Raw genomic sequence first — 22,515 nt, 5'->3', positions numbered from 1 at the left:
TTGCACAGATTACCCAGCCCGCCGCGCCGGCGGAATCGCCCCGCCGGGAGCCGTTTCGGCCTTGCGCATCAGCCGCTGGCGCCGAGCCCCAGTGCCTGACAGGCCGCGTAGATGGCGAGGGCAGCGAAGGCCAGTGCGGCGAGGCGACGAATGAGCGTCAGTGGCAGACGATCGGCAGCGAAGTTGCCGGCCAGTACCACCGGCACGTTGGCGATCAGCATGCCCAGGGTCGTGCCGATCACCACCATGAGGAAGTCCGGGTACTGTGCGGCCAGCATGATGGTCGCCACCTGGGTCTTGTCGCCCATCTCGGCGAGGAAAAAGGCGATCAGCGTGGTGAGGAACGGGCCGAAGCGCTTGAGATGGGATTCCTCGTCATCGTCGAGCTTGTCGGGGATCAGCGTCCACAGGGCAACGGCGGCGAAGCTGCCGGCGAGGATCCAGCGCAGGGCGGTGGGTGAAAAGAAGCTGGCGACCCAGTTGCCCACGGCGCCGGCGGCGGCGTGATTGGCCAGGGTGGCGATGACGATGCCCCAGATGATCGGCCAGGGCCGACGGAAGCGGCAGGCCAGCAACAGGGCGAGCAGCTGCGTCTTGTCGCCGATTTCGGCTAGCGCGACGATTCCGGTAGGGACGAACAGGGATTCCAACATCAGGGTATTCCTACGGGGGCAGGTTCGACGGTTAGCTATGACACGTGCGCCTCCCCGCCCCGGGTAAGGTGTACGTGTCATAGGTCTTGTCAAACCCAGGCTTCTGACGAGCCTTGAGTCGCATGCGCCATGGTCTGTGGACCAAGTATGTTGACGCATGCCGGGTGAGCGGGCGCTCACGGGAGACTACTCCCCTAGGACGGGGCGAATTCTGCCCAATGCGGCTGGCGACGGCAAGCGCTTATGGCGTTTCGCCGCGCGTCGGGCTGACGTCCATCTCTTCGTAGCGCACGAAGCAGCTGCCGTGTTTCAGGCGGTAGCCCAGCCAGATGGCGAGGAACAACGGCAGGCTGACGTAGGTGGCGACCAGCCCGGCCCAGTCGACCTGATCGCCGATGAAGGCCTGATAGTTTTGCCCCAGGGTGATCGCCAGGCACAGGCTGAAGGCGAACAGCGGACCGAACGGGAACCACTTGGCACGGTACGGCAGATCCGTGAGGTTCCCACCCTGGGCGAGGAAGCCCTTGCGAAAGCGATAGTGTGAGGCGGCCACGCCCAGCCAGACGATGAAGCCGCACATGCCCGAGGTGTTGAGCAGCCAGGTGTAGACCGTCTTGTCGCCGACGAAGGTAGTGAAGAAACACAGCATGCCGACCAGCGTGGTGGCGTACAGCGCGTAACGCGGCACGCCGCTGCGCGACAGGCGGGCGAACAGGCGCGGCGCTTTGCCCTGGGTGGCCATGGTGTAGAGCATGCGGGTGGAGGCGTACATCCCCGAGTTGCCGGCCGAGAGAATCGCCGAGAGGATCACCGCGTTCATCACCCCGGCGGCTGCGGCCAGCCCGGCACGCTCGAACAGCAGGGTGAAGGGCGAGGTGCTGATGTTGTCGTCGCCGGTCTTCAGCAGGTTCGGGTCGGTGTAGGGAATCAGCATGCCGATGATGAAGATCGACAGGATGTAGAACATCAGGATGCGCCAGAACACCTGGCGGATTGCTACAGGAATGGTTTTGCGCGGGTTTTCCGACTCACCGGCGGCGACGCCGATCAGCTCGGTACCCTGGAACGAGAAGCCGGCGATCATCGCCACCCCGATCATCGCCTGCAGGCCGCCGACGAAGGGCGCGTCACCGTCGGTGAAGTTGCTGAAGCCGGGCGAGTCGACGCCGCTCATGATGCCGAAAATGCTGGCCAGGCCAATGCCGATGAAGATCACCACGGCGACGACCTTGATCAGGGCGAACCAGAACTCGCTCTCGCCAAAGCCCTTCACCGAGAAGAAGTTGAGCAAGAACATCAGTGCCAGGAACAGCCCGCTCCAGTACAGCCCCGGCACGTCGGGGAACCAGAAGCTCATCACCAGCTGCGCCGCCACCAGCTCGGCGGCGATGGTCACGGCCCAGTTGTACCAGTAGTTCCAGCCCATGGCGAAGCCGAAGCCCTGGTCGATGAAACGGCTGCCGTAGGTGCAGAACGAGCCGGAGTCGGGCATGTAGGCGGCCAGCTCGCCGAGGCTGGTCATCAGGAAGAACACCATGATGCCGATCAGCGCATAGGCGGCCAGCGCGCCGCCGGGACCGGCGCTGGCCACCGTGCTGCCGGAGGCGACGAACAGGCCGGTGCCGATCGAGCCGCCGATGGCGATCATGTTCAGGTGGCGCGCCTTGAGTGCGCGCTTGAGGGTCGGCGGCGTGCCTTCCGGGGATGTGGCGAACACCAGCCCGGCGTCCTGGTCAGTGGTTTTCACAAGCGTCTCGACAACGGGGGCGGCGCCGCGGGCAGGGCGGCGTCAATGCAGTGTGGGTGCTGGTCGGGCAAACGCAACCTCACGACCGGCGCACGGCTGTGTGAAGCGGCGGCTCAACCGCGGCGGGCGCTGTAGATGCTGAAACCGTCAGCCTTGCCCAGCGTGCGACAGGGGCCGAGGTGGATTTCAATCAGCGGTGGGTACGTGAGGAAGCTGTTGGCCACCAGGCGCAGCTCGCCGCCCTTGTTCAGGTGCTCGCGGGCCTGGCGCAGCAGGTCTTCGCTGGCTTGGTAGTGGGTGTGTACGCCTTGGTGAAACGGCGGGTTGCTGAGAATCGCCGTCAGTTCCGAGGGGGCGGCGGCGATGCCGTCAGCGCAGATTACCTCGCCCTCCAAACCATTGGCGGCCAGGGTCAGGCGGCTGCTGGCGGCGGCGAAGGCATCGACATCCAGCAGGCTGACGCAGCTGTCCGGGTAGCGGCGCTTGAGGACCGCACCGAGCACGCCAGCGCCGCAACCGAAGTCGAGCAGGTGGCCGCCGGGAAGGCCGTCGAGGTGTTCGAGCAGCAGGGCGCTGCCGCGATCCAGGCGACCGTGGCTGAATACGCCGGGCAGGCTGAGCACCTGCAACGGGCCGTCGGCCAGCTGCAGTTCGTAGCGTTGTGCCAGGGCGTCGAGGTCCGGTACCGCTGGTGCCTGGTCGATGCTGACCTGCCACAGCTGACAATGCCGCGCGCTGTCCAGCTTGCGTGGTTTTCCGTAGACGGCGAGCTGCTTGGCGGCGCGCTCGATGCCGGCGCGTTTTTCGCCGACCAGGTACAGCAGGCCGCCGCCCAGGCGCGCGGCCAGGGCCTGCAGCAGGTAGGCGGTCAGCTCGCGGGACTTGGGCAGGAACAGCACGGCAGCTGAGAAGGCGCGTTCGGGCGCCTGGGTACCGAAGTGGCTGCGTTCGCCAAAGCGAGTCAGCAGGGTGTGCTGTTCGCCGGCATGCCAGCTCCAGCCGTGGGCTGTTGGCAACTGCGCGAGCAGGTCATCGGCCGGCAGGCCGGCGAGCAGCAGGTCGCCCTGGAAGAGGTCTGCCTGACGCAGCAGTACTTCGCTTCGGGGGTCCATGCGTGTCTCCGGCCATGAAAAGGGCGCGTAGTTTACAAGCCGAGGTGCCGGGGAGCGAGCGACAGCCGTCGTGCAGGTGCGCGGCGGTTGCCGTGGCGAATCGTTGGGTCAGCTGACCACGCGTTGCGGCGTGCCGGCGAAGAATGCGGCGGCGTTTTCGCTGAGCTGGCCGACGATGCGCTGGCGTGCCTCGCGGCTGCCCCAGGCACTGTGCGGGGTGATGATCAGTCGCGGGATATCGCCTGCGAGCAGCGGGTTGCCCTGACGCGGCGGTTCCTCGGTGAGCACGTCGAACGCCGCGCCGCCCAAGTGGCCGGCGCGCAGGGTATCGGCTAGCGCCTGCTCGTCGACCAGGCCACCGCGGGCGGTGTTGATCAGCAGGGCGGTGGGCTTCATCCGCGCCAGTTCTGCCTTGCCAATCAGGTTGCGTGTCTGCTCGGTGAGCGGGCAGTGCAGGGTCAGGGCGTCCACCTGGGGCAGCAGTTCGTCCAGCGGAACACGGTCGGCGCGTGGCGGCCGGCCGGGCAGGGCGCCGAGCAGCACGCGCATGCCGAAGGCTTCTGCCAGGCGCGCCACGGCACCACCGAGTTCACCGTGGCCGAGCAGGCCGAGGGTCTTGCCTTCCAGCTCGATGATCGGGAAGTCGAGCAGGCAGAACTGCGCTGCCTGTTGCCAGGCACCGCCGCGCACGGCCTGCTGGTAGTCGGGCAGGCGAGTGGCCAGGGCCAGTAGCAGGAGCAGCGTGTGCTGGGCCACCGATGGCGTGCCGTAGCCCTGGCAGTTGCACACGGTAATGCCCTGCTGGCGAGCGGCCGCGAGGTCGACGTTGTTGGTGCCGGTGGCCGAGATCAGGATCAGCTTCAGCTCCGGGCAGGCGGCGAGGCTAGCGGCGTCGAGCGCCACCTTGTTGCTGATCGCCACGTGTGCTCCCTGCAGACGCTGGGCGATGTCGCCAGGCTGGCTACTTGAATGCAGTACCAGCTCGTCGAACGCCTGGCGCAGGGGCTGCAGATCAAGGTCGCCGAGGTCGAGAGAGGCGTGATCAAGGAATACTGCTCGGGTGCTGCTGGTCATGGCATCGGCCTTTGCTGACGGGTCGGTTTGAATTTCAAATTAATTCAGACGCTTAGTGAAAGGAACCGTTTTATGGCCGGGACTGGGCCGTTGCTCGCTTCGTGCGGGCGTCTGCGACGGCCTTTTGCTGAGGTGTGCTCCTTCGCCTGACGCTGATGAGCCGTCGAGCCGGTTTTACGCGGTTTGCCTGTGTTGAAGCCGCTCAGAACCACTGTTCATTACTCGCCTGCCGGTGGCCGATATGGAGGTGTTTCCAGGTGGCTGTATCTGTTGTGGCGAGGTGAGCTGGCGTAAGGTTGCCAGCCTGATGCACTTGTCCCTTGTTCGGAGGTTCCATGTACTGGGCGGAATTTCTCACCGTTGCCCTGATCCATCTGCTGGCTGTGGCCAGTCCTGGGCCGGACTTTGCCATCGTGGTTCGCGAGAGCGTGGCGCATGGCCGACGTGCCGGTGTCTGGACCGCTGCCGGTGTCGGCATGGGGATCTTCGTGCACGTCGGCTATTCATTGCTTGGGATCGGCCTGATCGTGTCGCAGTCGATCGTTCTGTTCAACGCGCTGAAATGGCTGGCGGCGGCTTACCTGCTGTATATCGGCATCAAGGCGTTGCGTGCCAAGCCGGCGGCCGAGGGCGCGCTGGACGTGACGGGGGATGGCCAGGCGCGCGCGCCGCTAGCGGCGTTCATGACCGGTTTTGTCACCAATGGGCTGAACCCCAAGGCCACGCTGTTCTTCCTGTCCCTGTTCACCGTGGTGATCAACCCGCACACGCCGCTGGCGGTGCAGGCCGGTTATGGCGTGTACCTGGCGTTCGCCACCGCGCTGTGGTTCTGCCTGGTGGCGCTGCTGTTCAGCCAGTCGCGGGTGCGCGCCGGCTTCGCGCGGATGGGCCATTGGTTCGACCGGGTCATGGGCGCCGTATTGATCGGCCTGGGGGTGAAGCTGGCGTTCAGCGAGCTGCGCTGAGCGATCTGCCGGATGGCTTGAGTGCGTAGTGGTCGGTATTGCTGCTGCGCCTTCTTTTCGCGCGACCATGAAAAAGCCCCGCCTGGGCGGGGCTTTTTCGTTGCCTCGGGCTCAGAGCAGTTCGATGGCCACCGCAGTGGCTTCGCCACCGCCGATGCACAGCGAGGCCACACCGCGCTTGCCGCCTTTCTTCTGCAGGGCGTTGATCAGCGTCACGATCAGGCGCGAACCCGTGGAGCCGACCGGGTGGCCCTGGGCACAGGCGCCGCCGAAGACGTTGACCTTGGCGTGGTCGAGGCCGTGTTCACGCATGGCCAGCATGGTGACCATGGCGAACGCTTCGTTGATCTCGAACAGGTCGACATCGTCCTTGTTCCAGCCGGTCTTCTTGAACAGGTTGCTCATGGCGCCGATCGGCGCGATGGTGAATTCGCTCGGGTCCTGGCTCTGGGTGGCGTGGGCGACGATCCTGGCCAGCGGCTTGAGGCCGCGGCGGGCCGCTTCATCGGCAGTCATCAGCACCAAGGCGCTGGCACCATCGGAAATCGAGCTGGCGTTGGCGGCGGTGATGGTGCCGTCCTTGCGGAACGCCGGCTTGAGACCCGGAATCTTCTCCAGATTGGCGTTGAGCGGTTGTTCGTCGTCCTTGACCACCACCTCGCCCTTGCGGCTGGTGACGGTGACCGGAACGATCTCGCTGGCCAGCTCGCCGCTCTGGATCGCAGCCTGGGCACGCTTGAGCGACTCTATGGCGTAGGCGTCCATCTGCTCGCGGGTGATGCCGTACTGGTCGGCAGTTTCCTGGGCGAAGGAGCCCATCAGGCGGCCGGTGCGAGCGTCTTCCAGGCCATCGAGGAACATGTGGTCCTTGATCTCGCCATGGCCCATGCGCAGGCCGCTGCGGGCCTTTTCGATCACATAGGGGGCGTTGGACATGCTTTCCATGCCGCCCGCGATCATCACGCTGTTGCTGCCGGCCTTGAGTGCATCGAAGGCCTGCATCACGGCCTTCATGCCGGAGCCGCAGAGCTTGTTGATGGTGGTGCAGCCTGTGGCCGCTGGCAGGCCGGCATTCAGCGAGGCTTGACGCGCCGGCCCCTGCTTGAGGCCGGCAGGCAGTACGCAGCCCATGATCACTTCCTGCACATCTTCCGGCTGGATGCCGGCACGGGCTACCGCCTCGCGGATGGCGATGGCGCCAAGATCCACAGCGGCAACGCCGGACAGGCTGCCCTGGAAGCCACCCATGGGGGTGCGGGCGCCGCTGACGATGACGATATCGGACATCAGGATTACCTCGTTGTGGTGAAGCCGCGCGCGGCTGATGCCGCCGATTCTACTGCGTGACCGAAAATGGCCAAAGAGTCACGGGGAAAATCATTCTTTGGGCTGATTTGGCTGTCGCTCGACGGCTCTAGATTGGGCGCCATAGAAAAACTCCAAGAAAAAAGGTGCGCCCATGCTGCAGACCCGTGTCATTCCGCCGGCTGAAAACGCCAACCAGGCTCCGCTTCTGATCAAGCGCCTGCTGCTCTCCGGCAGCCGCTACGAGAAGACCCGCGAGATCGTCTACCGCGACAAGCTGCGTTACAGCTACGCCACCTTCAACGAGCGCGTGGCGCGCCTGGCCAACGTGCTGACCGAGGCCGGTGTGCAGGCAGGTGACACCGTGGCGGTGATGGACTGGGACAGCCACCGTTACCTGGAGTGCATGTTCGCCATCCCGATGATTGGCGCGGTGCTGCACACCATCAACATTCGCCTCTCGGCCGACCAGATTCTCTACACCATGAACCACGCTGAGGACCGCTTCGTGCTGGTCAACAGTGAGTTCGTGCCACTGTACAACGCCGTCGAGGCGCAGCTGACCACCGTCAAGAAGACCCTGCTGCTGACCGATGGCGAGGAGAAGACCGCCGCGCTGCCGAACCTGGTCGGCGAGTACGAGAGCCTGCTGGCTGCCGCCAGCCCGAAGTATGACTTCCCGGACTTCGACGAGAACTCCGTCGCCACCACCTTCTATACCACCGGTACCACCGGTAACCCCAAGGGTGTGTACTTCACCCATCGCCAGCTGGTGCTGCACACCCTGGCCGAGGCGAGCGTGCTGGGCAGCCTGGACAGCGTGCGTCTGCTGGGCACCAACGACGTGTACATGCCGATCACGCCGATGTTCCACGTGCATGCCTGGGGTATTCCCTACGTGGCCACCATGCTCGGCATCAAGCAGGTCTATCCGGGCCGCTACGACCCGGAATTGCTGGTCGAGCTGTGGAAAAAGGAAAAGGTCACCTTCTCCCACTGCGTGCCGACCATTCTGCAGATGGTGCTCAACGCCAAGGCGGGGCAGGGCGTGGACTTCAACGGCTGGAAGGTCATCATCGGCGGCAGCGCGCTGAACCGTGCACTGTACGAAACCTCCAAGGCGCGCGGCATCCAGCTGACCGCCGCATACGGCATGTCCGAGACCTGCCCGCTGATCTCCTGCGCGCACATCAACGATGAGATGGTGGCTGGCAGCGAGGATGAGCGCATCACCTATCGGATCAAGGCCGGCGTTCCGGTGCCGATGGTCGAAGCCGCCCTCATGGGCCCGGATGGCAGCCTGCTGCCGGCCGATGGCGAGACCCAGGGTGAGCTGGTACTGCGCGCGCCGTGGCTGACCATGGGCTACTTCAACGAACCGCAGAAAAGCGCCGAACTGTGGGAGCACGGCTGGCTGCACACCGGTGACGTGGCCACGCTGGATGACTTCGGTTTCATCGACATCCGCGACCGCATCAAGGATGTGATCAAGACCGGCGGCGAATGGCTGTCCTCGCTGGAACTGGAAGATTTGATCAGTCGTCACCCGGCCGTTCGCGAAGTGGCCGTGGTCGGTATCGCCGATCCGCAGTGGGGCGAGCGCCCGTTCGCCCTGCTGGTGCTGCGCGATGGTCAGCAGCTGGATGCCAAAGGCCTGAAGGAACACCTCAAACCTTTCGTCGAACAGGGGCATATCAACAAGTGGGCGATACCCAGTCAGATCGCCGTTGTTACCGATATTCCCAAAACCAGCGTTGGCAAACTGGACAAGAAACGAATTCGTCTGGATATCGTTCAGTGGCAGGCGGCAGGGAGCGAATTTCTCTCTACTCTCTAGGCGCTTTCACGGGTTTTTCACCTGTTTGATGGATTCCGATCAAACGCTTGGCTCATAAATTGCTGTCCCGATACCGCTCTAGATCGATGGGTAGTTTGTGACTGGCCGGTCTAGAGCGGTCGGGGGCTGGAAATCACACTTTAGAGGGATCTAGCCCTACTACCGTCTGGCTATAGTCCGCACCATCCATAACAAAAAACACATGGAGTAGCGTCGATGACAACAACTAAACAATTCTGGCGTCTGGCCAAGCTGCCTTTGGCAGTCAGCCTCGCTTCCACACTCGCCACTCCAGCTCTCGCAGTGAGCTTCAATATCGGCGAAATCGAAGGGCAGGTGGATTCGTCCCTCTCCGTAGGTGCTAGCTGGTCGACAGCTAATCCCGACAAAAACCTGATTGGTGCCAACAATGGCGGCAAGGGTCTCTCGCAGACCTCCGACGATGGCCATCTGAACTTCAAGAAAGGTGAAACTTTTTCGAAGATCTTCAAGGGGATCCACGACCTCGAACTGAAATATGGCGATACCGGTGTGTTTGTTCGCGGCAAGTACTGGTATGACTTCGAGCTGAAAGACGAAGGCCGTGAGTTCAAGGACATTTCCGACTCCAACCGGAAGCAAGGCGCACAGTCGTCCGGGGCAGAAATACTCGACGCCTTCGTCTACCACAACTACGACATTGCTGATCAGCCAGGCTCCGTGCGTTTTGGCAAGCAGGTCGTGAGCTGGGGTGAAAGTACCTTCATCCAGAACGGCATCAACTCGATCAACCCGGTCGACGTTTCTGCATTTCGTCGCCCTGGCGCCGAGGTCAAGGAAGGTCTGATCCCGGTCAATATGTTCTACGTTTCGCAGAGCCTGACTGAGAACTTGTCCGCTGAGGCTTTCTACCAGCTGGAATGGGATCAGACCGTTGCCGACAACTGCGGCACCTTCTTCTCCCAGGCTGATATCGTTGCGGATGGTTGCGACAACAATCTCAATGTTCTTTCATCTTTGAGCCCGGCACAGCTGGCTGCGATCAACGGCAACATTGATGCCCTCAATGCCATACCGGGTCGCAATGTAGATCTGGTTTCCTCTACCAGTGAGGGGGTGGTCGTTCCTCGTTATGGTGATGAGGATGCCCGTGACTCCGGCCAATGGGGCCTGGCGTTCCGCTACATGTTCGAGCCTCTAGACACCGAATTCGGTGCTTACTTCATGAACTATCACAGTCGTGCACCAATTTTCAGCGGTGTGGGCGCTAGCGCTGGAGCTATCGCTACGGCGAACACGATTGCACAAGGTAACTTGGGGCTGGGTGCATCTCCCTCGGTAGCTGCTGGCTCTGGTGCAACTGTCTTGGCGGCCAACGGCGGCTATTTCATGGAGTACCCGGAAGATATCAAACTGTATGGCCTGAGTTTCTCTACCACTCTGCCTACAGGCACCGCATGGTCCGGTGAAGTCAGTTATCGCCCTAATGCGCCGGTACAGCTGAACTCTACCGACATTCTTTACGCTGGGGTAAAGGGCGTTGCGCTGACTGTAGCGCCGGGCGTGGTTGTTAATCCTTACGGGCTTGCTTCGCCTCTTAACGCGGATGCCGAGGGTCTGTTGCATGGCTACCGTCGCAAGGAAGTGACTCAGTTGCAAACCACCTTCACGCACTTCTTCGATCAGGTGATGGGCGCTTCTCGCTTGACTCTGGTGGGTGAGGTCGGCTGGACTCATGTGGGGGGGTTGGAAAACTCCAATGATATCCGTTATGGCCGCGATCCGATCTTTGGGTCGGGCGGTGATATGTGCCTTGCTTTGAACAGAGGCACCGGTGGCGCCAGTCCTGATGGCGGCAACGTCGCTAAAGGTTGTGACAATGATGGTTTCACCACCGCCAACTCCTGGGGCTATCGCGCTCGCGCCATCTGGGAATACCCAGACGTTTTCGCCGGTGTGAACCTTAAACCGAGCGCAGCCTGGTCGCATGATGTTGAGGGTTACTCGCCTGGCCCAGGCGGCAACTTCGAGGAAGGTCGCAAGGCAATCAGCCTGGGTCTGGAAGCTGAGTACCAGAACACCTACACCGCGAACCTGTCCTACACCAACTTCTTCGATGGTAAGTACACAACCGTTGATGATCGTGACTTCGTAGCTCTCAGCTTCGGCGTGAACTTCTAAGCACAGGAATCTTGAGGAAAGACATGCACATGAAAACAACAAAATACCTGCTGCAATCCGGTGCTCTGGCTCTGTCTCTGCTGGCTACCAGCGTAATGGCTGCCGTATCGGCTGATGAAGTTGCCAAGCTGGGTGCTACCCTGACTCCGCTGGGCGCCGAGAAAGCCGGCAACGCCGATGGCAGCATCCCTGAGTGGACCGGTGGTCTGCCGAAGGATGCCGGTACCGTGGACGCACGTGGTTTCCTGTCGAACCCGTTCGCCAACGAGAAGCCGCTCTTCACCATCGACTCGAAGAACGTCGACCAGTACAAGGACAAGCTGACCCCTGGCCAGCTGGCCATGTTCAAACGCTACCCGGAAAGCTATCGCATCCCGGTGTACACCACGCACCGTACGGCTACCGTTCCGCAAAGCGTGCAGGATGACGCCAAGCACAACGCGGCTAACACCAAGCTGGTTCAGGGCGGCAACGGTCTGGAAAACTTCAAGACCGCGAACCCGTTCCCGATCCCGCAGAACGGCCTCGAAGCAGTCTGGAACCAGATCACCCGCTACCGTGGCGGCAGCGTGCGTCGTCTGGTTACCCAGGCTACCCCGCAGGCCAATGGTTCGTTCAGCCTGGTCTACTTCCAGGACGAATTCACCTTCCCGACCAGCCTGACCGACTACGATCCGAGCAAGCCGACCAACATCCTGTTCTACTTCAAACAGCGTGTGACGGCTCCTTCGCGTCTGGCAGGTAACGTACTGCTGGTACACGAAACTCTCGACCAGGTGAAAGAGCCGCGTCTGGCGTGGCTGTACAACGCCGGTCAGCGTCGTGTTCGCCGAGCCCCGCAGGTTTCCTACGACGGCCCGGGTACCGCTGCAGACGGTCTGCGTACTTCCGACAACCTGGACATGTACAACGGTGCACCTGACCGTTATGACTGGAAGTTGAACGGCAAGAAAGAGATCTACATCCCGTACAACACCTATGCTCTCGATTCGCCGCAGCTGAAATATGCTGACGTAATCAAAGCTGGTCACATCAACCAGGACCTGAGCCGCTACGAGCTGCACCGCGTATGGCACGTGACCGGTACCCTGAAAGCCGGCGAACGTCATATCTACGCCAAGCGTGATATGTACATCGACGAGGACACCTGGCAAGCAGCGGTCATCGACCACTACGACGGCCGTGGTTCGCTGTGGCGTGTGGCCGAAGCGCACTCCCAGTACTACTACGACAAGCAGGTTCCTTGGTACACCCTGGAAACCCTGTATGACGTGATTTCCGGTCGCTACCTGGCCCTGGGTATGAAGAACGAGGAGAAAAAAGCCTACGACTTCAACTACAAGGCCTCTTCCAGCGATTACACCCCGGCCGCTCTGCGTCAGGCCGGCGTGCGTTAATCTCGCGTCGTGTTACAAGAAAAAGCCGGCCTTGCGCCGGCTTTTTTCGTTGTGGCGACTGATGGGCTTCAAATGCGCAAGACAAGGGGATAGTCTGCGGGCACTTAGCCAGCCATTGAGCGCATGCCTGTCACGTGACCGATCTGTCCCGCTCCCCCGGCCTCGCCTATGTACCCGCCAGTGCCAGTGAAAGCCGTTTCTTCCGGCCTCCGCTGCCTGAGGGGCATGTCCTGCGCCCGCGTCTCTGCGAGCAGCTTGCCGAGGGCATGAGTGGACGGCTGTTGCTGGTCAGTGCGCCGGCAGGATTTGGCAAGAGTTCGCTGGCGATCGAGTTCTGCGAGCGCCTGCCGGCGGCCTGGCAAAATCTGTGGCTCAGCCTCACTCGCCGCGACAGCGACCCCGGGCGCTTCCTTGAGCGCCTGCTCGAGGGACTTCGCCGGCACTATCCAGGTATCGGTGACGAAGCGCTGGGCCTGCTGAAAATGCGTCAGCGTCATCAGCCTTTCGCCTTCGAAGAATTGCTCGATGGCCTGCTCGATGAACTTGGCGAGCGCCTGGACGAGACGGCGCCGTTACTGCTGGTACTGGACGATTACCACCTGGCACAGGGCCCGGTCCTCGATCGCTGCCTGCAGTTCTTCCTCAATCATCTGCCCAGTGGCTTGCTGTTGCTGGTGACCAGTCGCCAGCGTCCGGACTGGCACCTGGCGCGCTTGCGCCTGTCACGGCAGTTGCTCGAACTGCAGGAACAGGACCTGCGCCTGACCACCGCGGAAACCCGCGAGCTGCTGGTCAGCCAGGGCAGTCGCCTGCAAGGCGAGGCGCTGGATTGCCTGTTGCAGCGCAGCGAAGGTTGGGTCGCCGGCTTGCGGTTGTGGCTGCTCACCCTCGATGAGCATGCCAGTGAGGAGCTGCCGCAGGACCTGCATGGTGCCCAAGGGCTGATCCGCGATTACCTGCTGGAAGAGGTGATCGAGCGCCAGGCTGCCGATGTGCAGGCCTTCCTCTATGACACAGCCTGCCTCGACCGCTTTTGTGTCGAACTATGCGATGCGGTGCGCGACAGCCACGACAGTGCGGCGATTCTCCAGCACCTGCAGGCCAATCAGGTGTTCTTGGTGCCGCTGGATGAGAGTGGGCGCTGGTTCCGCTACCACCACCTGTTCTCCGATCTGCTGCGTGCCAACCCTGCACCGGGTTTTTCCGTTCCGCAGTCGAGTCTGCACCTGCGTGCGTGCCGCTGGTTCAGTGCCCATGGCTTGCTCGACGACGCGGTGGAGCAGGCCCTGCGCGCAGGTCAGCCGGACGTCGCTGCCAATCTGGTGCAGAGCTTTTCCGAGGAGCATCTACTGGCCGAGCAGAACGTCGCCATGTTGCTGCGCTGGAAGATGGACTTGCCCGATAGCCTGCTCAGCAGCACGCCGCGACTGATCGCGCTATACAGCTGGGCATTGGCCCTGGCCTGCCAACTGGATGCGGCGGAAGACCTGGCCAACCAGCTCGAGCGCTTCCTTCCCGCACCTTCGGCGCAGGCGCAGCAGTCCTTGCTGGCACAGTGGCTGGCGGTCAGTGGCGTGATCGCCCGCGGTCGGGGCGACAGTGAGCGCGCGGCGCGTTATTGCACCGAAGCGCTGGCCGCGTTGCCGCCGGATCGTTTCGGTCCTCGTCTGCTGTGCCTGTTCAATCTGGCCAACCTTGCCGTGGTGCAAGGTGACCTGTGGCGTGCCCGCGGGCTCAACCGTGAGGCGCTGGAGCTGGCGCAGCGCCAGGGCAACCCGCTGTTCGAGGCGCTTTGTCACTACAACCGTGGTCGGGTGCTGCTGGCCCGTGGCGAGATCGTTCGCGCGCTAGAAGAGATTCGCCATGGTCTGGAGCGCTTGCGCAACCTGCCGGCGCAGCGTGTCTACGCTGTGCGCGCGCGTCTGACTCTCTATGAAGGTTTTCTTCTGGTGCTACGCCTGCAGCCCGCAGAAGGCGGCAGAAAGTTGCTCGCCGGGATTGCCGAGGCGCGCGCCTGTCGCGACATCAGCCTGCTGGTCGGCTACTGCATTCTGGCCAGCCAGGAAGGGCGTGCCGGGCGCTATGCCGAAGCGTTTTCGCTGCTGGCCGAGGCCGAGCGGCTGATGCACATCTGGGATGTGCCGCCGGTGTACTACCTGGCCATGATCACCTTGGCCAAGTGCGAGTTGTGGCTGAGCCAGGGGCAGACCGACCTGGCCAATGCCTGGCTCCTGCGCCTGGCGGAAACCTACGGCGGCGAAGAGCCGGCAACCGCGCCGGAGTTTCACCCACAGCTGTCCCTGCACATCGAGCTGCACCGTGCGGCGCTGGAGCGTTTGCAGGGGCAGGGCGACGCTGCGGAGCGCCGCCTGCGCGCCCTGGTGATGCGTGCGCAAGGCTGTGGTGGGCATCTGATCGGCGTCTTTGCCCAGGTGCAGCTGAGCCTGTTGCTGTGTGCCGCAGGTCGCGAGCGTGATGCCCAGCAGCAGTTGCACAGCTGCCTGGGTGCGGCGGTTGGCGGTGGCTTGCTGCCGTTCCACGAGCTGCTGGCGCACAAGCCGGACTGGCTGCGCGAACAGCTGTTGGTCGCGCCGGCGACCCCGTTGAGTCAAGCGCTGCGCGAGCACCTGCCCGAGCCCGACGAGGAGGGTGAGGACGTGGTCGCCCTCGCCGCCACGGACACCCTGAGTACGCGGGAGTTGGCGGTGCTGCGCCTGATCGCGCTGGGCTGTTCGAATCAGGAAATCAGCGAGCGCTTGTTCATCTCGCTGCACACGGTGAAGACCCACGCCCGCCACATCAACAGCAAGCTCGGCGTCGAGCGGCGCACCCAGGCCGTGGCGCGCGCCAAGGGCCTGGGATTGCTGCGCTGATCAATCGGCCTGCAGTGGCAGGTCGAACTGGCGCCGATAGTCCTCGATGATGTGCAGGTTGTCGTGCTGCCACGGATGGAAGTCGCGTTTGTAGAAGTCCAGGTAGACCCGCACCAGCGGACGCAGAATGCCGCGGCTGCCCCACAGCCAGGCCAGGCCGTCGCGCCATACCTGCCAGTTCCATAGCAAACCATCGCGCTTGAGCATGTGCACCAGGCCCTTGAAGGTGTCGAGGGTGAAGTACAGCGTGCTGTAAATCATTGCCCGGCGGCGTAGCCAGGGGCTGGTGCCGACCTGTTGATAGAGGTCGAACGCAACGGCCTTGTGCTCGCTTTCTTCCAGCGCATGCCAGCGCCACAGTCGCGCCATGGCCGGGTCGGCACCCTCCAGCCAGTCAGGATTCTGCAGGATGGCGTCGGCCATGATCGCGGTCAGGTGTTCCACCGCGACGGTGGAGGCCAGGTGTACCTTGGGCGGCAGGTGCTTGCGCACGAACGCCAGGCGCCGCTTCAGGCGATGTTCCAGATAGTCGAGGTCGTAGCCGGTGGCGCGCAGGGCGTCGCTGTAGTGCTGGTGTTCGCGGCTGTGGTGCGCCTCCTGGCCGATGAAGCCGCGGATCTGCTCCTGTTGCTGGGGATCGGTTACCCGGTCGCGGTAGTGGCGTACCGAGTCGATGAAGAAACGCTCGCCATCGGGGAACAGCAGCGACATGGCGTCGAAGAAGTGGCTCTTGAAGGCATTGTCGCCATGCCAGTGGCGCAACCAGGGTTGCGGCAGGTCGAAACCAGGCTGGCGCGGCTTGATCGTCAGGTCGGGCGGTGTGGGATTGGACATGAGGCCTCCCAGTCGTTGTTATGGCGTGCAGCGACTATGGCCTTGTGGGGTTTTGTCGGACAAGGTTATCTTCAGCCATTGTTCCGGTCATTTATGGCCATCGCGAGACCCGGACGACCATGCGCAAACTGCTTACTCTCGACACCGAACTGGTGCCCATGACTTACGCCGAAGCTCTGCTGGAGCTAGCCGCGGAGCGGGGTGTGGGCAGAGAGCAGTTGCTGGCACATGCCGGCCTTTCAAGCGAGTGCCTGCACAATGCCAGCGGCCGCCTGTCACTGAATGCCATCTATTTTCTGGGTAATAGCGCGCTGGTTCTGTGCAAGGAGCCGGCGTTGGGTCTGCTGCTGGGGCAGCGGCTGAACGCCTCGGCGCACGGCATCCTCGGCTATGCGCTGCTCTCCAGCCCTACGCTGGAGCGCGCGGTGCACTTCGCGCTGAAGTATTACCGGGTACTCGGCTTGACCTTCGACCTGGAGCTGGTCGAGCACGAGGATTACCTGGAGTTGCGGGCCAACGAGTCGATTCCCCTTGGCGTGCTCGGGCGTTTTGCTGCTGAGGGCTTGTTTGCCGCGCTCTACAGCATCGCCGGGTTTCTCTTGGGCGAGGAACCGCAGCAGGTGCAGGTCGGCTTCGTTCATCCGCGCCCCGTACATGCCGAGCGCTACCGAGAGGTGTTTGGCTGTGACGCGTTGTTCGACCAGCCCTGGCACTGGCTGAAACTGCCGCGCAGATACCTGGACAAACCCATGGCGCTGGCCAATCCGGCGACCATGCGCATGTGCGAGGAGCAGTGCGAGGCGCTGCTGGCGGCTCTGGATGTCGAGGATGGCTTGCTCACCCGCTTGCGCCGCCTGCTCCTGGCGCGCCCTGGCGACTTCCCCAATCTCGACAGCGCGGCGCACGCCCTGCATACCAGCGGCCGCAGCCTGCGTCGGCACCTGGCCGAAGCCGGTACCAGCTACCAGAAAGTGCTCGACGAAGTGCGCAAGCGCCTGGCGTTGCAGTACCTGACTACCACCCACCTGCCGCTGTTCGAAATCGCCCTGTTGCTGGGCTTCAGCGACCCTTCCAATTTCCGCCGTGCCTTCCAGAAATGGACGGGCAAGCGGCCGGGCGACTATCGTGCGCGCCCGGAGCAACCATGAGACCCGCCAGATGAGCCCCACGCCGCCCACGCTGATTCGCGAAACCTTCCCCGTCGGCCCTTTGCAGTGCAACTGCACGCTGATCGGTGATCCGCTGAGCAAGAAGGCCATCGTCGTCGATCCGGGCGGCGAGCCGGAGATGATCCTCGCGCGCCTGCAGGCGCATGGGCTGACGCTGGTCAGCATCATCCACACCCATGCCCATCTCGATCACTTCCTGGCGTCCGGCCAGTTGAAGGAACTGACGGGCGCGACCCTGCACCTGCACCAGGAAGACCAGTTCCTCTGGGACAACCTGGAAATGCAGTGCCGCATGTTCGGCGTGCCTTATCGTCCGGTGCCGGCGCCGGATCAGTGGCTGGCCGACGACGAGGAGCTGGCCTGCGGTTGCGGTGTGGCGCTGCACACGCCGGGGCATACGCCAGGCTCCATGAGTTTCTGGTTTCCCCAGGCCAAGCTGTTGATCGCCGGTGACACGCTGTTCCGCCGCGGCATCGGGCGCACGGATTTGTGGGGTGGCGATTACGCGACCATCGAGCGCTCGATCAAACAGCGTCTGTACAGCCTGGACGAGGAGGCTACGGTGGTCACCGGTCACGGCCCGGATACCCGCCTGGGCGATGAGATGCGCGACAACCCGTTCGTGCGCGCGTGACGGCGGTCAGGGAATCTTCGTTGCCGGCAGGGCTCTAAGCCCTTGTCAGCCACTCAGGCTGGTCCTAGCTTTTTCGGGAGCCCCAAACATGTTGACTACCCCACGCCTGATCCTCGCTGCCACTGTCGTCGCACTGGTCACAGGCTGTGCCTCGCAGAATCCGTACGACAACCAGAACACCAGCCAGAACGGCAATCAGAATTCCGGCGGCATGAGCAAGACCGCCAAGTACGGTGGCCTCGGCGCACTGGCCGGTGCCGCCGCCGGCGCCGCGATCAACCACGACAAGCGCGGCAAGGGTGCGCTGATCGGTGCCGCCGTCGCCGGCGCAGCGGGGGCGGGCTACGGCTACTACGTCGACAAGCAGGAAGCGGAGCTGCGCCGCAGCATGGAAGGCACTGGCGTTCAGGTCGAGCGCCAGGGCGACAACATCCAGCTGATCATGCCGGGCAACATCACCTTCGCCACCGACTCGGCCGACATCGCCAGCAACTTCTATACGCCGCTGAACAACCTGGCCACGTCGTTCCGCCAGTACGATCAGAACAGCATCGAGATCGTCGGCCATACCGACAGCACCGGCAGCCACTCGCACAACATGGCGCTGTCGCAACGCCGTGCGCAGAGCGTAGCCAACTACCTGCAGGCGCAGGGTGTGAACGCGGCCCGGGTGAGCACCCGAGGTGCCGGCCCGGACCAGCCGGTGGCGAGCAACGCCAACGAGTCGGGGCGTGCGCAGAACCGCCGCGTCGAGGTCAATCTGCGGCCGCTGCCTGCTCAGCAGTAAGCGCTGGCGCAGCGACACAAGAAAGCCCTCGGAAGAGGGCTTTCTGCTTTTTTCCTGCCGTCTGTCGTCAGTCCGATGCCTGCGTAAATCCTGACTAAACTGCCAGAAGGTCCCGGCACAACAGGTGTCGGCGCATGCCTGTGGCATGTGGATGGATCAGGAGAGTTCATGGACGACACCCTTACCGTTGCCCCTAGTGCCCGCAAACCCTGGATTCCCCTTCTGGTTACGCTGCTGTTGCTGGTCGGTCTGGGTGCGCTGGTCGGTTGGCAATGGTGGACGCTGAATGCCGGTAGCGAAGCCGCTCAGCAGGAACGCTTCGACCTGGCGGTGGATGGCGTCGAGCAGAGTGTGCGCGAGCGCATGCGCGCCTATGAAATGGTCCTGCGCGGCATGTCCGGCCTGCTCGCCGGCAGTTCGGAGGTTTCCGACGATGAGTGGCAGCGCGCTACCGATCAGCTGCAGCTGCAGGACCGTTACCCCGGCATCCAGGCGCTGAGCTGGGGACGCTACCTGCAGCGCGCCACGCTGGGACCCTTTCTGCAGCGCGTGCAGGCCGAAGGGCGGGCCTATTTCCAGATCTACCCGACCGGGGTTCGCGACGAATACCTGATCGTCGATTTCGTCCATCCGCTGAACTGGCGCAACCGCCGCGTGCTGGGCTTCGACATGTTCAGTGAGAGCACGCGTCGCGAGGCCATTAGCCGAGCCCGCGACGGTGGCGAAGCGGCGCTCACCGGGCCGCTCAGGCTCAAGCAGGAAACCGAGCAGGACGTGCAGAGCGGCGTGCTGTTGTACCTGCCGGTGTATCGGCAAAACGTGCCGCTGAGCAGTGTCGAGGAGCGCCAGGCTGCGTTGCTCGGCATGGTTTCCGGTTCCTTTCGCATGGCCGATCTGATGCACGGGATTCTCGGCAGCAGCAGTGATCTGTTCTGGATCGAGCTGGTCGACGCCCAGGGCGGCGCGCATCTGCTGCAGGAGTTCGACGGTCGCGAGGCCACTTCGCGGCTGCAGGCATCGCGCACGCTGAACGTCTACGGCCGCGAATGGCTGCTCAAGGTCGGCAGTACACCGCAGTACGAGCAGACCCTGCGCAACAGTACGCTGACCGTGGGCCTGAGCACCGGCCTGCTGGCCGCGCTGCTGCTGTCGTTGCTGGTTGGTGGCTACCTGTTCCTGCGTGAGCGGGCGATGGTCGAAAGCGAGCGCCAGGCCCAGGGGCTGCGCGAGCGCGAAGAGCGTTTTCGCATGGTGGTCGAGGCCTCGCCCAACGCCATCGTGCTGGTCGATAGTCGCGGGCTGATCGCCATGGTCAACCGGCAGACCGAGTTAATGTTCGGTTACCCGCGTCAGGAGTTGCTGCAGCAACCGGTGGAAATGTTGCTGCCGGAAGCGATTCGCGCAGCCCATGTGGGCTTGCGTGCGCAGTACCAGGAGAGTCCGGAGCCTCGTCGCATGGGGGGCAGCCGCGAGCTGTTCGGCCAGCACCGCGATGGTCGTTCGATTCCGCTCGAGGTCGGGCTCTCACCGCTGCGCAGCGGTCACGACGTGCTGGTGCAGGCGGTGATCATCGACATCAGCGCGCGCAAGGCCGCCGAGGAGCGCTTCCGCCTGGTGGTCGAGGCTTCGCCCAACGCCATCGTGCTCGCCGATGCCAAGGGGCTGGTGAGCATGGTCAACCGGCAGACCGAGCAGATGTTCGGCTACAGCCGTGACGAACTGCTCGGCCAGCCAGTGGAGCGGCTGCTGCCGGAAACCCTGCGCGGCCTGCACTCTGGTCTGCGCCAGGTGTTCACCCAGGACCCGTCGCCGCGGCGCATGGGCAACAACCGTGAACTGTTCGGCCAGCACCGCGATGGTCGGCTGATTCCGCTGGAGGTCGGCTTGTCGCCCCTGCGCAGCGGCGACGACATGCTGGTGCAGGCGGTGATCATCGATATCAGCGAGCGCAAGGCCGCCGAGAAACGCCTGCGTGAACAGGCCGAGCAACTGGCGCTGGCCAACCGCTACAAGTCGGAATTCCTCGCCAACATGTCCCACGAGCTGCGCACGCCGCTGAACAGCATCCTGATCCTCAGCGAACAGCTCAAGCAGAACGCCGCCGGCAACCTGACCGAGAAGCAGGTCAAGCATGCCGACATCGTCTATCGCGCCGGCAACGACCTGCTGCAGCTGATCAACGACGTGCTCGACCTGGCCAAGATCGAAGCCGGTCGTGTGCAGCTGAGGCTGGAGCCGCTCAACGTCCACGACATGCTCGTCGAACTGGATGCCAGCCTGCGGCCGATGGCCGAGGTGAAGGGCCTGCAGCTGTTCAGCCATGTCGAGCCGGGTGTGCCGCGGGTGATCAACAGCGACCGCGGGCGCCTGCACCAGATCCTGCGCAACCTGCTGTCCAACGCGCTGAAGTTCACCGAGAGCGGCGAGGTCGAGCTGACCATCGCCTGCTCGCCCACGCCGCTGGACGATGAGCGCGAGACCCTGCAGATCGTCGTGCGGGACACCGGTATCGGCATTGCAGCGGAGCAGCACGAGCGCATCTTTCAAGCCTTTCAGCAGATCGATGGGTCGACCAGCCGGCGCTTCGGAGGCACCGGCCTGGGCCTGGCCATCACCCGTCAGCTGGTCGAAGTGCTGGGTGGGCAGATCAGCCTGCAGAGTACGCCCGGCCAGGGCTCGCGGTTCATCGTGCAGCTGCCGGTGGTGGCGCCGGTGCAGGTCGATGCCCACGAGCCCCCGGTCAGCGCACCGGTACGCAGTGGTCAGGGGCCGGCCATGCTGATCGTCGAGGACGACGCCAATTTCGCCTCGGTGATCGCCGAGGCTGCCCAGGCCCACGGCTTTTCCTGCGTGCAGTGCCGCAGTGGCAAGCAGGCCATCGAATTGCTGCAGAGCGAGCGCTTCGTCGCGGTGGTACTCGACATCCTGTTGCCGGACATCAGCGGCTGGCAGATCTATCGCCGCATGCGTGGCCTGGCCCAGCACCGCGAGGTGCCGGTGCACATCATTTCCTGCGTGCCGCAGCCGCAGGACTGGCAGGCCGACGGTACCCACTATCTGGTCAAACCGATCGGCCGTCAGGCCCTGGAGCAGGTCTTCCAGGACCTTGCCGTGCCGGGGCAGGCCGAGCGGCCACTGCTGCTGGTGGAAGATGTCGATGCCGAACGGGCGTATTACGGCGAACACCTGCAGCAGCTCGGCTTCACCTGTACGCCCGCTGCGACTGCCGCCCAGGCGCTGCAGCTGTATGCCCGCGAACCGTTCGGTGCGGTGGTGATCGACCTCAACCTGCCCGATCAGGACGGCTTCGACCTGCTCGAGGCGATGCACCGCGAACGGCCGCTGCACGGCACCCGCGTGGTGGTGAACACCGGTGTCGATGTCAGCCACCAGGACCTGCAGCGCCTGCGCCATTACTCGGCGGTGGTGGTGCGCAAGAGTGGCAACGACCTTGCCGCGCTCGACTCGGCGGTGCAGGGCTTTCTTGCCGCGGTGCGTACGCCGCCGGCCAGTACCGCGCCGGTTCTGAACGGCAAGCGCGTGCTGCTGGTGGATGACGACATGCGCAACATCTACGCGATGACGGCGCTGCTTGACGAGATCGGCCTGCACGTGACACCGGCCAAGGATGGTGTGGAGGCTCTGGAATGCTTCGCCCGCGAGCCGTTCGACGTGATCCTGATGGACATGGCCATGCCGGTGATGGACGGCTACACCGCCACGCGAATTTTAAAGGAAGAACATGATTGCCGGATTCCGGTCATAGCTCTGACGGCTCATGCAATGAAGGGCGACCGGGAGAAATGCATCACCGCCGGCGCCGATGACTACCTGGCCAAGCCGGTGGCTCGCCAGGATTTGCTGGACCTGCTGCAGCGCTGGCTCAGCACCACGCCCGAGGCATCGCGCCGGGCTCAGGGAGACAAGCAGTGATAACGGACTATCGTAGCAAGACCACTGTCATCCAC

Annotated in this window: 15 protein-coding genes and 1 riboswitch; of the genes, 9 read left to right on the top strand and 6 right to left on the bottom strand. The window is 63.5% G+C overall.

Annotated features, from left to right (window positions below; genetic code table 11):
• Positions 1-68 precede the first annotated feature (68 nt).
• From IB229_RS18570 to IB229_RS18555, 4 genes are all read right to left on the bottom strand, one after another.
• Entirely contained in the window at positions 69-650 is a 582-nt protein-coding gene (locus IB229_RS18570; protein WP_192331617.1) for a TMEM165/GDT1 family protein, read from the bottom strand.
• Positions 651-679: 29 nt separating this feature from the next.
• A riboswitch (yybP-ykoY riboswitch) is annotated at positions 680-860 on the bottom strand.
• Between the two features lie 34 nt (positions 861-894).
• The gene (locus IB229_RS18565) at positions 895-2,370 is read right to left on the bottom strand and encodes an amino acid permease (RefSeq protein WP_318652125.1); all 1,476 of its coding nucleotides are present in this window, start codon (positions 2,368-2,370) and stop codon (positions 895-897) included.
• 143 nt (positions 2,371-2,513) lie between these two features.
• Entirely contained in the window at positions 2,514-3,512 is a 999-nt protein-coding gene (locus tag IB229_RS18560; protein ID WP_192331380.1) for a class I SAM-dependent methyltransferase, read from the bottom strand.
• A 108-nt stretch (positions 3,513-3,620) separates the two neighbouring features.
• A complete protein-coding gene (locus IB229_RS18555) occupies positions 3,621-4,586 on the bottom strand; it encodes a 2-hydroxyacid dehydrogenase (protein WP_192331379.1) in 966 nt (321 codons plus the stop codon).
• A 335-nt stretch (positions 4,587-4,921) separates the two neighbouring features.
• Between IB229_RS18555 and IB229_RS18550 the strand changes: the two genes are divergently transcribed.
• Complete coding sequence (locus IB229_RS18550) at positions 4,922-5,551, top strand: LysE family transporter (protein WP_192331378.1); 630 nt, start codon at positions 4,922-4,924, stop codon at positions 5,549-5,551.
• Between the two features lie 111 nt (positions 5,552-5,662).
• Here IB229_RS18550 and IB229_RS18545 read toward each other — a convergent pair whose 3' ends face one another.
• On the bottom strand, positions 5,663-6,838 hold the full coding sequence (locus tag IB229_RS18545) for a thiolase family protein (RefSeq protein ID WP_192331377.1): 1,176 nt from the start codon (positions 6,836-6,838) through the stop codon (positions 5,663-5,665).
• 172 nt (positions 6,839-7,010) lie between these two features.
• Here IB229_RS18545 and IB229_RS18540 point away from each other — a divergent pair, with 172 nt between their 5' ends.
• The 4 genes from IB229_RS18540 (at position 7,011) to IB229_RS18525 (ending at position 15,123) form a co-directional block, all read left to right on the top strand.
• Positions 7,011-8,693: a fatty acid--CoA ligase gene (locus tag IB229_RS18540; protein ID WP_192331376.1), complete on the top strand. Its 1,683-nt coding sequence runs from the start codon at positions 7,011-7,013 to the stop codon at positions 8,691-8,693.
• Positions 8,694-8,909: 216 nt separating this feature from the next.
• Positions 8,910-10,853, top strand: coding sequence for a DUF1302 domain-containing protein (locus IB229_RS18535; RefSeq protein ID WP_192331375.1), 1,944 nt, complete (start codon positions 8,910-8,912; stop codon positions 10,851-10,853).
• 29 nt (positions 10,854-10,882) lie between these two features.
• Positions 10,883-12,250 (top strand): DUF1329 domain-containing protein, encoded by a 1,368-nt coding sequence (locus tag IB229_RS18530; RefSeq protein ID WP_192331374.1) that lies wholly within the window; start codon positions 10,883-10,885, stop codon positions 12,248-12,250.
• Positions 12,251-12,384: 134 nt separating this feature from the next.
• Positions 12,385-15,123, top strand: coding sequence for a LuxR C-terminal-related transcriptional regulator (locus tag IB229_RS18525; RefSeq protein ID WP_192331373.1), 2,739 nt, complete (start codon positions 12,385-12,387; stop codon positions 15,121-15,123).
• Here the strand turns inward: IB229_RS18525 and IB229_RS18520 are convergent, their stop codons facing one another.
• A complete protein-coding gene (locus IB229_RS18520) occupies positions 15,124-15,957 on the bottom strand; it encodes a metal-dependent hydrolase (protein WP_192331372.1) in 834 nt (277 codons plus the stop codon). It abuts the gene before it with no gap.
• A 119-nt stretch (positions 15,958-16,076) separates the two neighbouring features.
• On the opposite strand from IB229_RS18520, the gene IB229_RS18515 reads away from it, so the two are divergent.
• The 4 genes from IB229_RS18515 to IB229_RS18500 all read left to right on the top strand — a co-directional run bounded on the left by IB229_RS18515 (position 16,077) and on the right by IB229_RS18500 (position 22,480).
• Positions 16,077-17,105 (top strand): AraC family transcriptional regulator, encoded by a 1,029-nt coding sequence (locus tag IB229_RS18515; protein WP_192331371.1) that lies wholly within the window; start codon positions 16,077-16,079, stop codon positions 17,103-17,105.
• 10 nt (positions 17,106-17,115) lie between these two features.
• Positions 17,116-17,760, top strand: a complete 645-nt coding sequence (locus tag IB229_RS18510; protein WP_192331370.1) for an MBL fold metallo-hydrolase — start codon at positions 17,116-17,118, stop codon at positions 17,758-17,760.
• A gap of 88 nt (positions 17,761-17,848) precedes the next feature.
• A complete protein-coding gene (locus IB229_RS18505; protein ID WP_192331369.1) occupies positions 17,849-18,547 on the top strand; it encodes an OmpA family protein in 699 nt (232 codons plus the stop codon).
• Between the two features lie 168 nt (positions 18,548-18,715).
• Positions 18,716-22,480: a response regulator gene (locus IB229_RS18500; RefSeq protein ID WP_192331368.1), complete on the top strand. Its 3,765-nt coding sequence runs from the start codon at positions 18,716-18,718 to the stop codon at positions 22,478-22,480.
• Positions 22,481-22,515: the final 35 nt, after the last annotated feature.

Source organism: Pseudomonas sp. PDM14 (assembly GCF_014851905.1).
GTDB lineage: Bacteria > Pseudomonadota > Gammaproteobacteria > Pseudomonadales > Pseudomonadaceae > Aquipseudomonas.
Note: the sequence above shows the minus strand (reverse complement) of the source record. Positions and strands in the feature narration are given on the sequence as shown.

What these genes read in the sequence shown, in the direction of transcription:
- IB229_RS18560 (WP_192331380.1), bottom strand. Translation starts at nt 3,512, where the DNA reads ATGGACCCCCGAAGCGAAGTACTGCTGCGTCAGGCAGACCTCTTCCAG.
- IB229_RS18540 (WP_192331376.1), top strand. Translation starts at nt 7,011, where the DNA reads ATGCTGCAGACCCGTGTCATTCCGCCGGCTGAAAACGCCAACCAGGCT.
- IB229_RS18550 (WP_192331378.1), top strand. Translation starts at nt 4,922, where the DNA reads ATGTACTGGGCGGAATTTCTCACCGTTGCCCTGATCCATCTGCTGGCT.
- IB229_RS18545 (WP_192331377.1), bottom strand. Translation starts at nt 6,838, where the DNA reads ATGTCCGATATCGTCATCGTCAGCGGCGCCCGCACCCCCATGGGTGGC.
- IB229_RS18510 (WP_192331370.1), top strand. Translation starts at nt 17,116, where the DNA reads ATGAGCCCCACGCCGCCCACGCTGATTCGCGAAACCTTCCCCGTCGGC.
- IB229_RS18515 (WP_192331371.1), top strand. Translation starts at nt 16,077, where the DNA reads ATGCGCAAACTGCTTACTCTCGACACCGAACTGGTGCCCATGACTTAC.
- IB229_RS18505 (WP_192331369.1), top strand. Translation starts at nt 17,849, where the DNA reads ATGTTGACTACCCCACGCCTGATCCTCGCTGCCACTGTCGTCGCACTG.
- IB229_RS18500 (WP_192331368.1), top strand. Translation starts at nt 18,716, where the DNA reads ATGGACGACACCCTTACCGTTGCCCCTAGTGCCCGCAAACCCTGGATT.
- IB229_RS18530 (WP_192331374.1), top strand. Translation starts at nt 10,883, where the DNA reads ATGAAAACAACAAAATACCTGCTGCAATCCGGTGCTCTGGCTCTGTCT.
- IB229_RS18535 (WP_192331375.1), top strand. Translation starts at nt 8,910, where the DNA reads ATGACAACAACTAAACAATTCTGGCGTCTGGCCAAGCTGCCTTTGGCA.
- IB229_RS18520 (WP_192331372.1), bottom strand. Translation starts at nt 15,957, where the DNA reads ATGTCCAATCCCACACCGCCCGACCTGACGATCAAGCCGCGCCAGCCT.
- IB229_RS18555 (WP_192331379.1), bottom strand. Translation starts at nt 4,586, where the DNA reads ATGACCAGCAGCACCCGAGCAGTATTCCTTGATCACGCCTCTCTCGAC.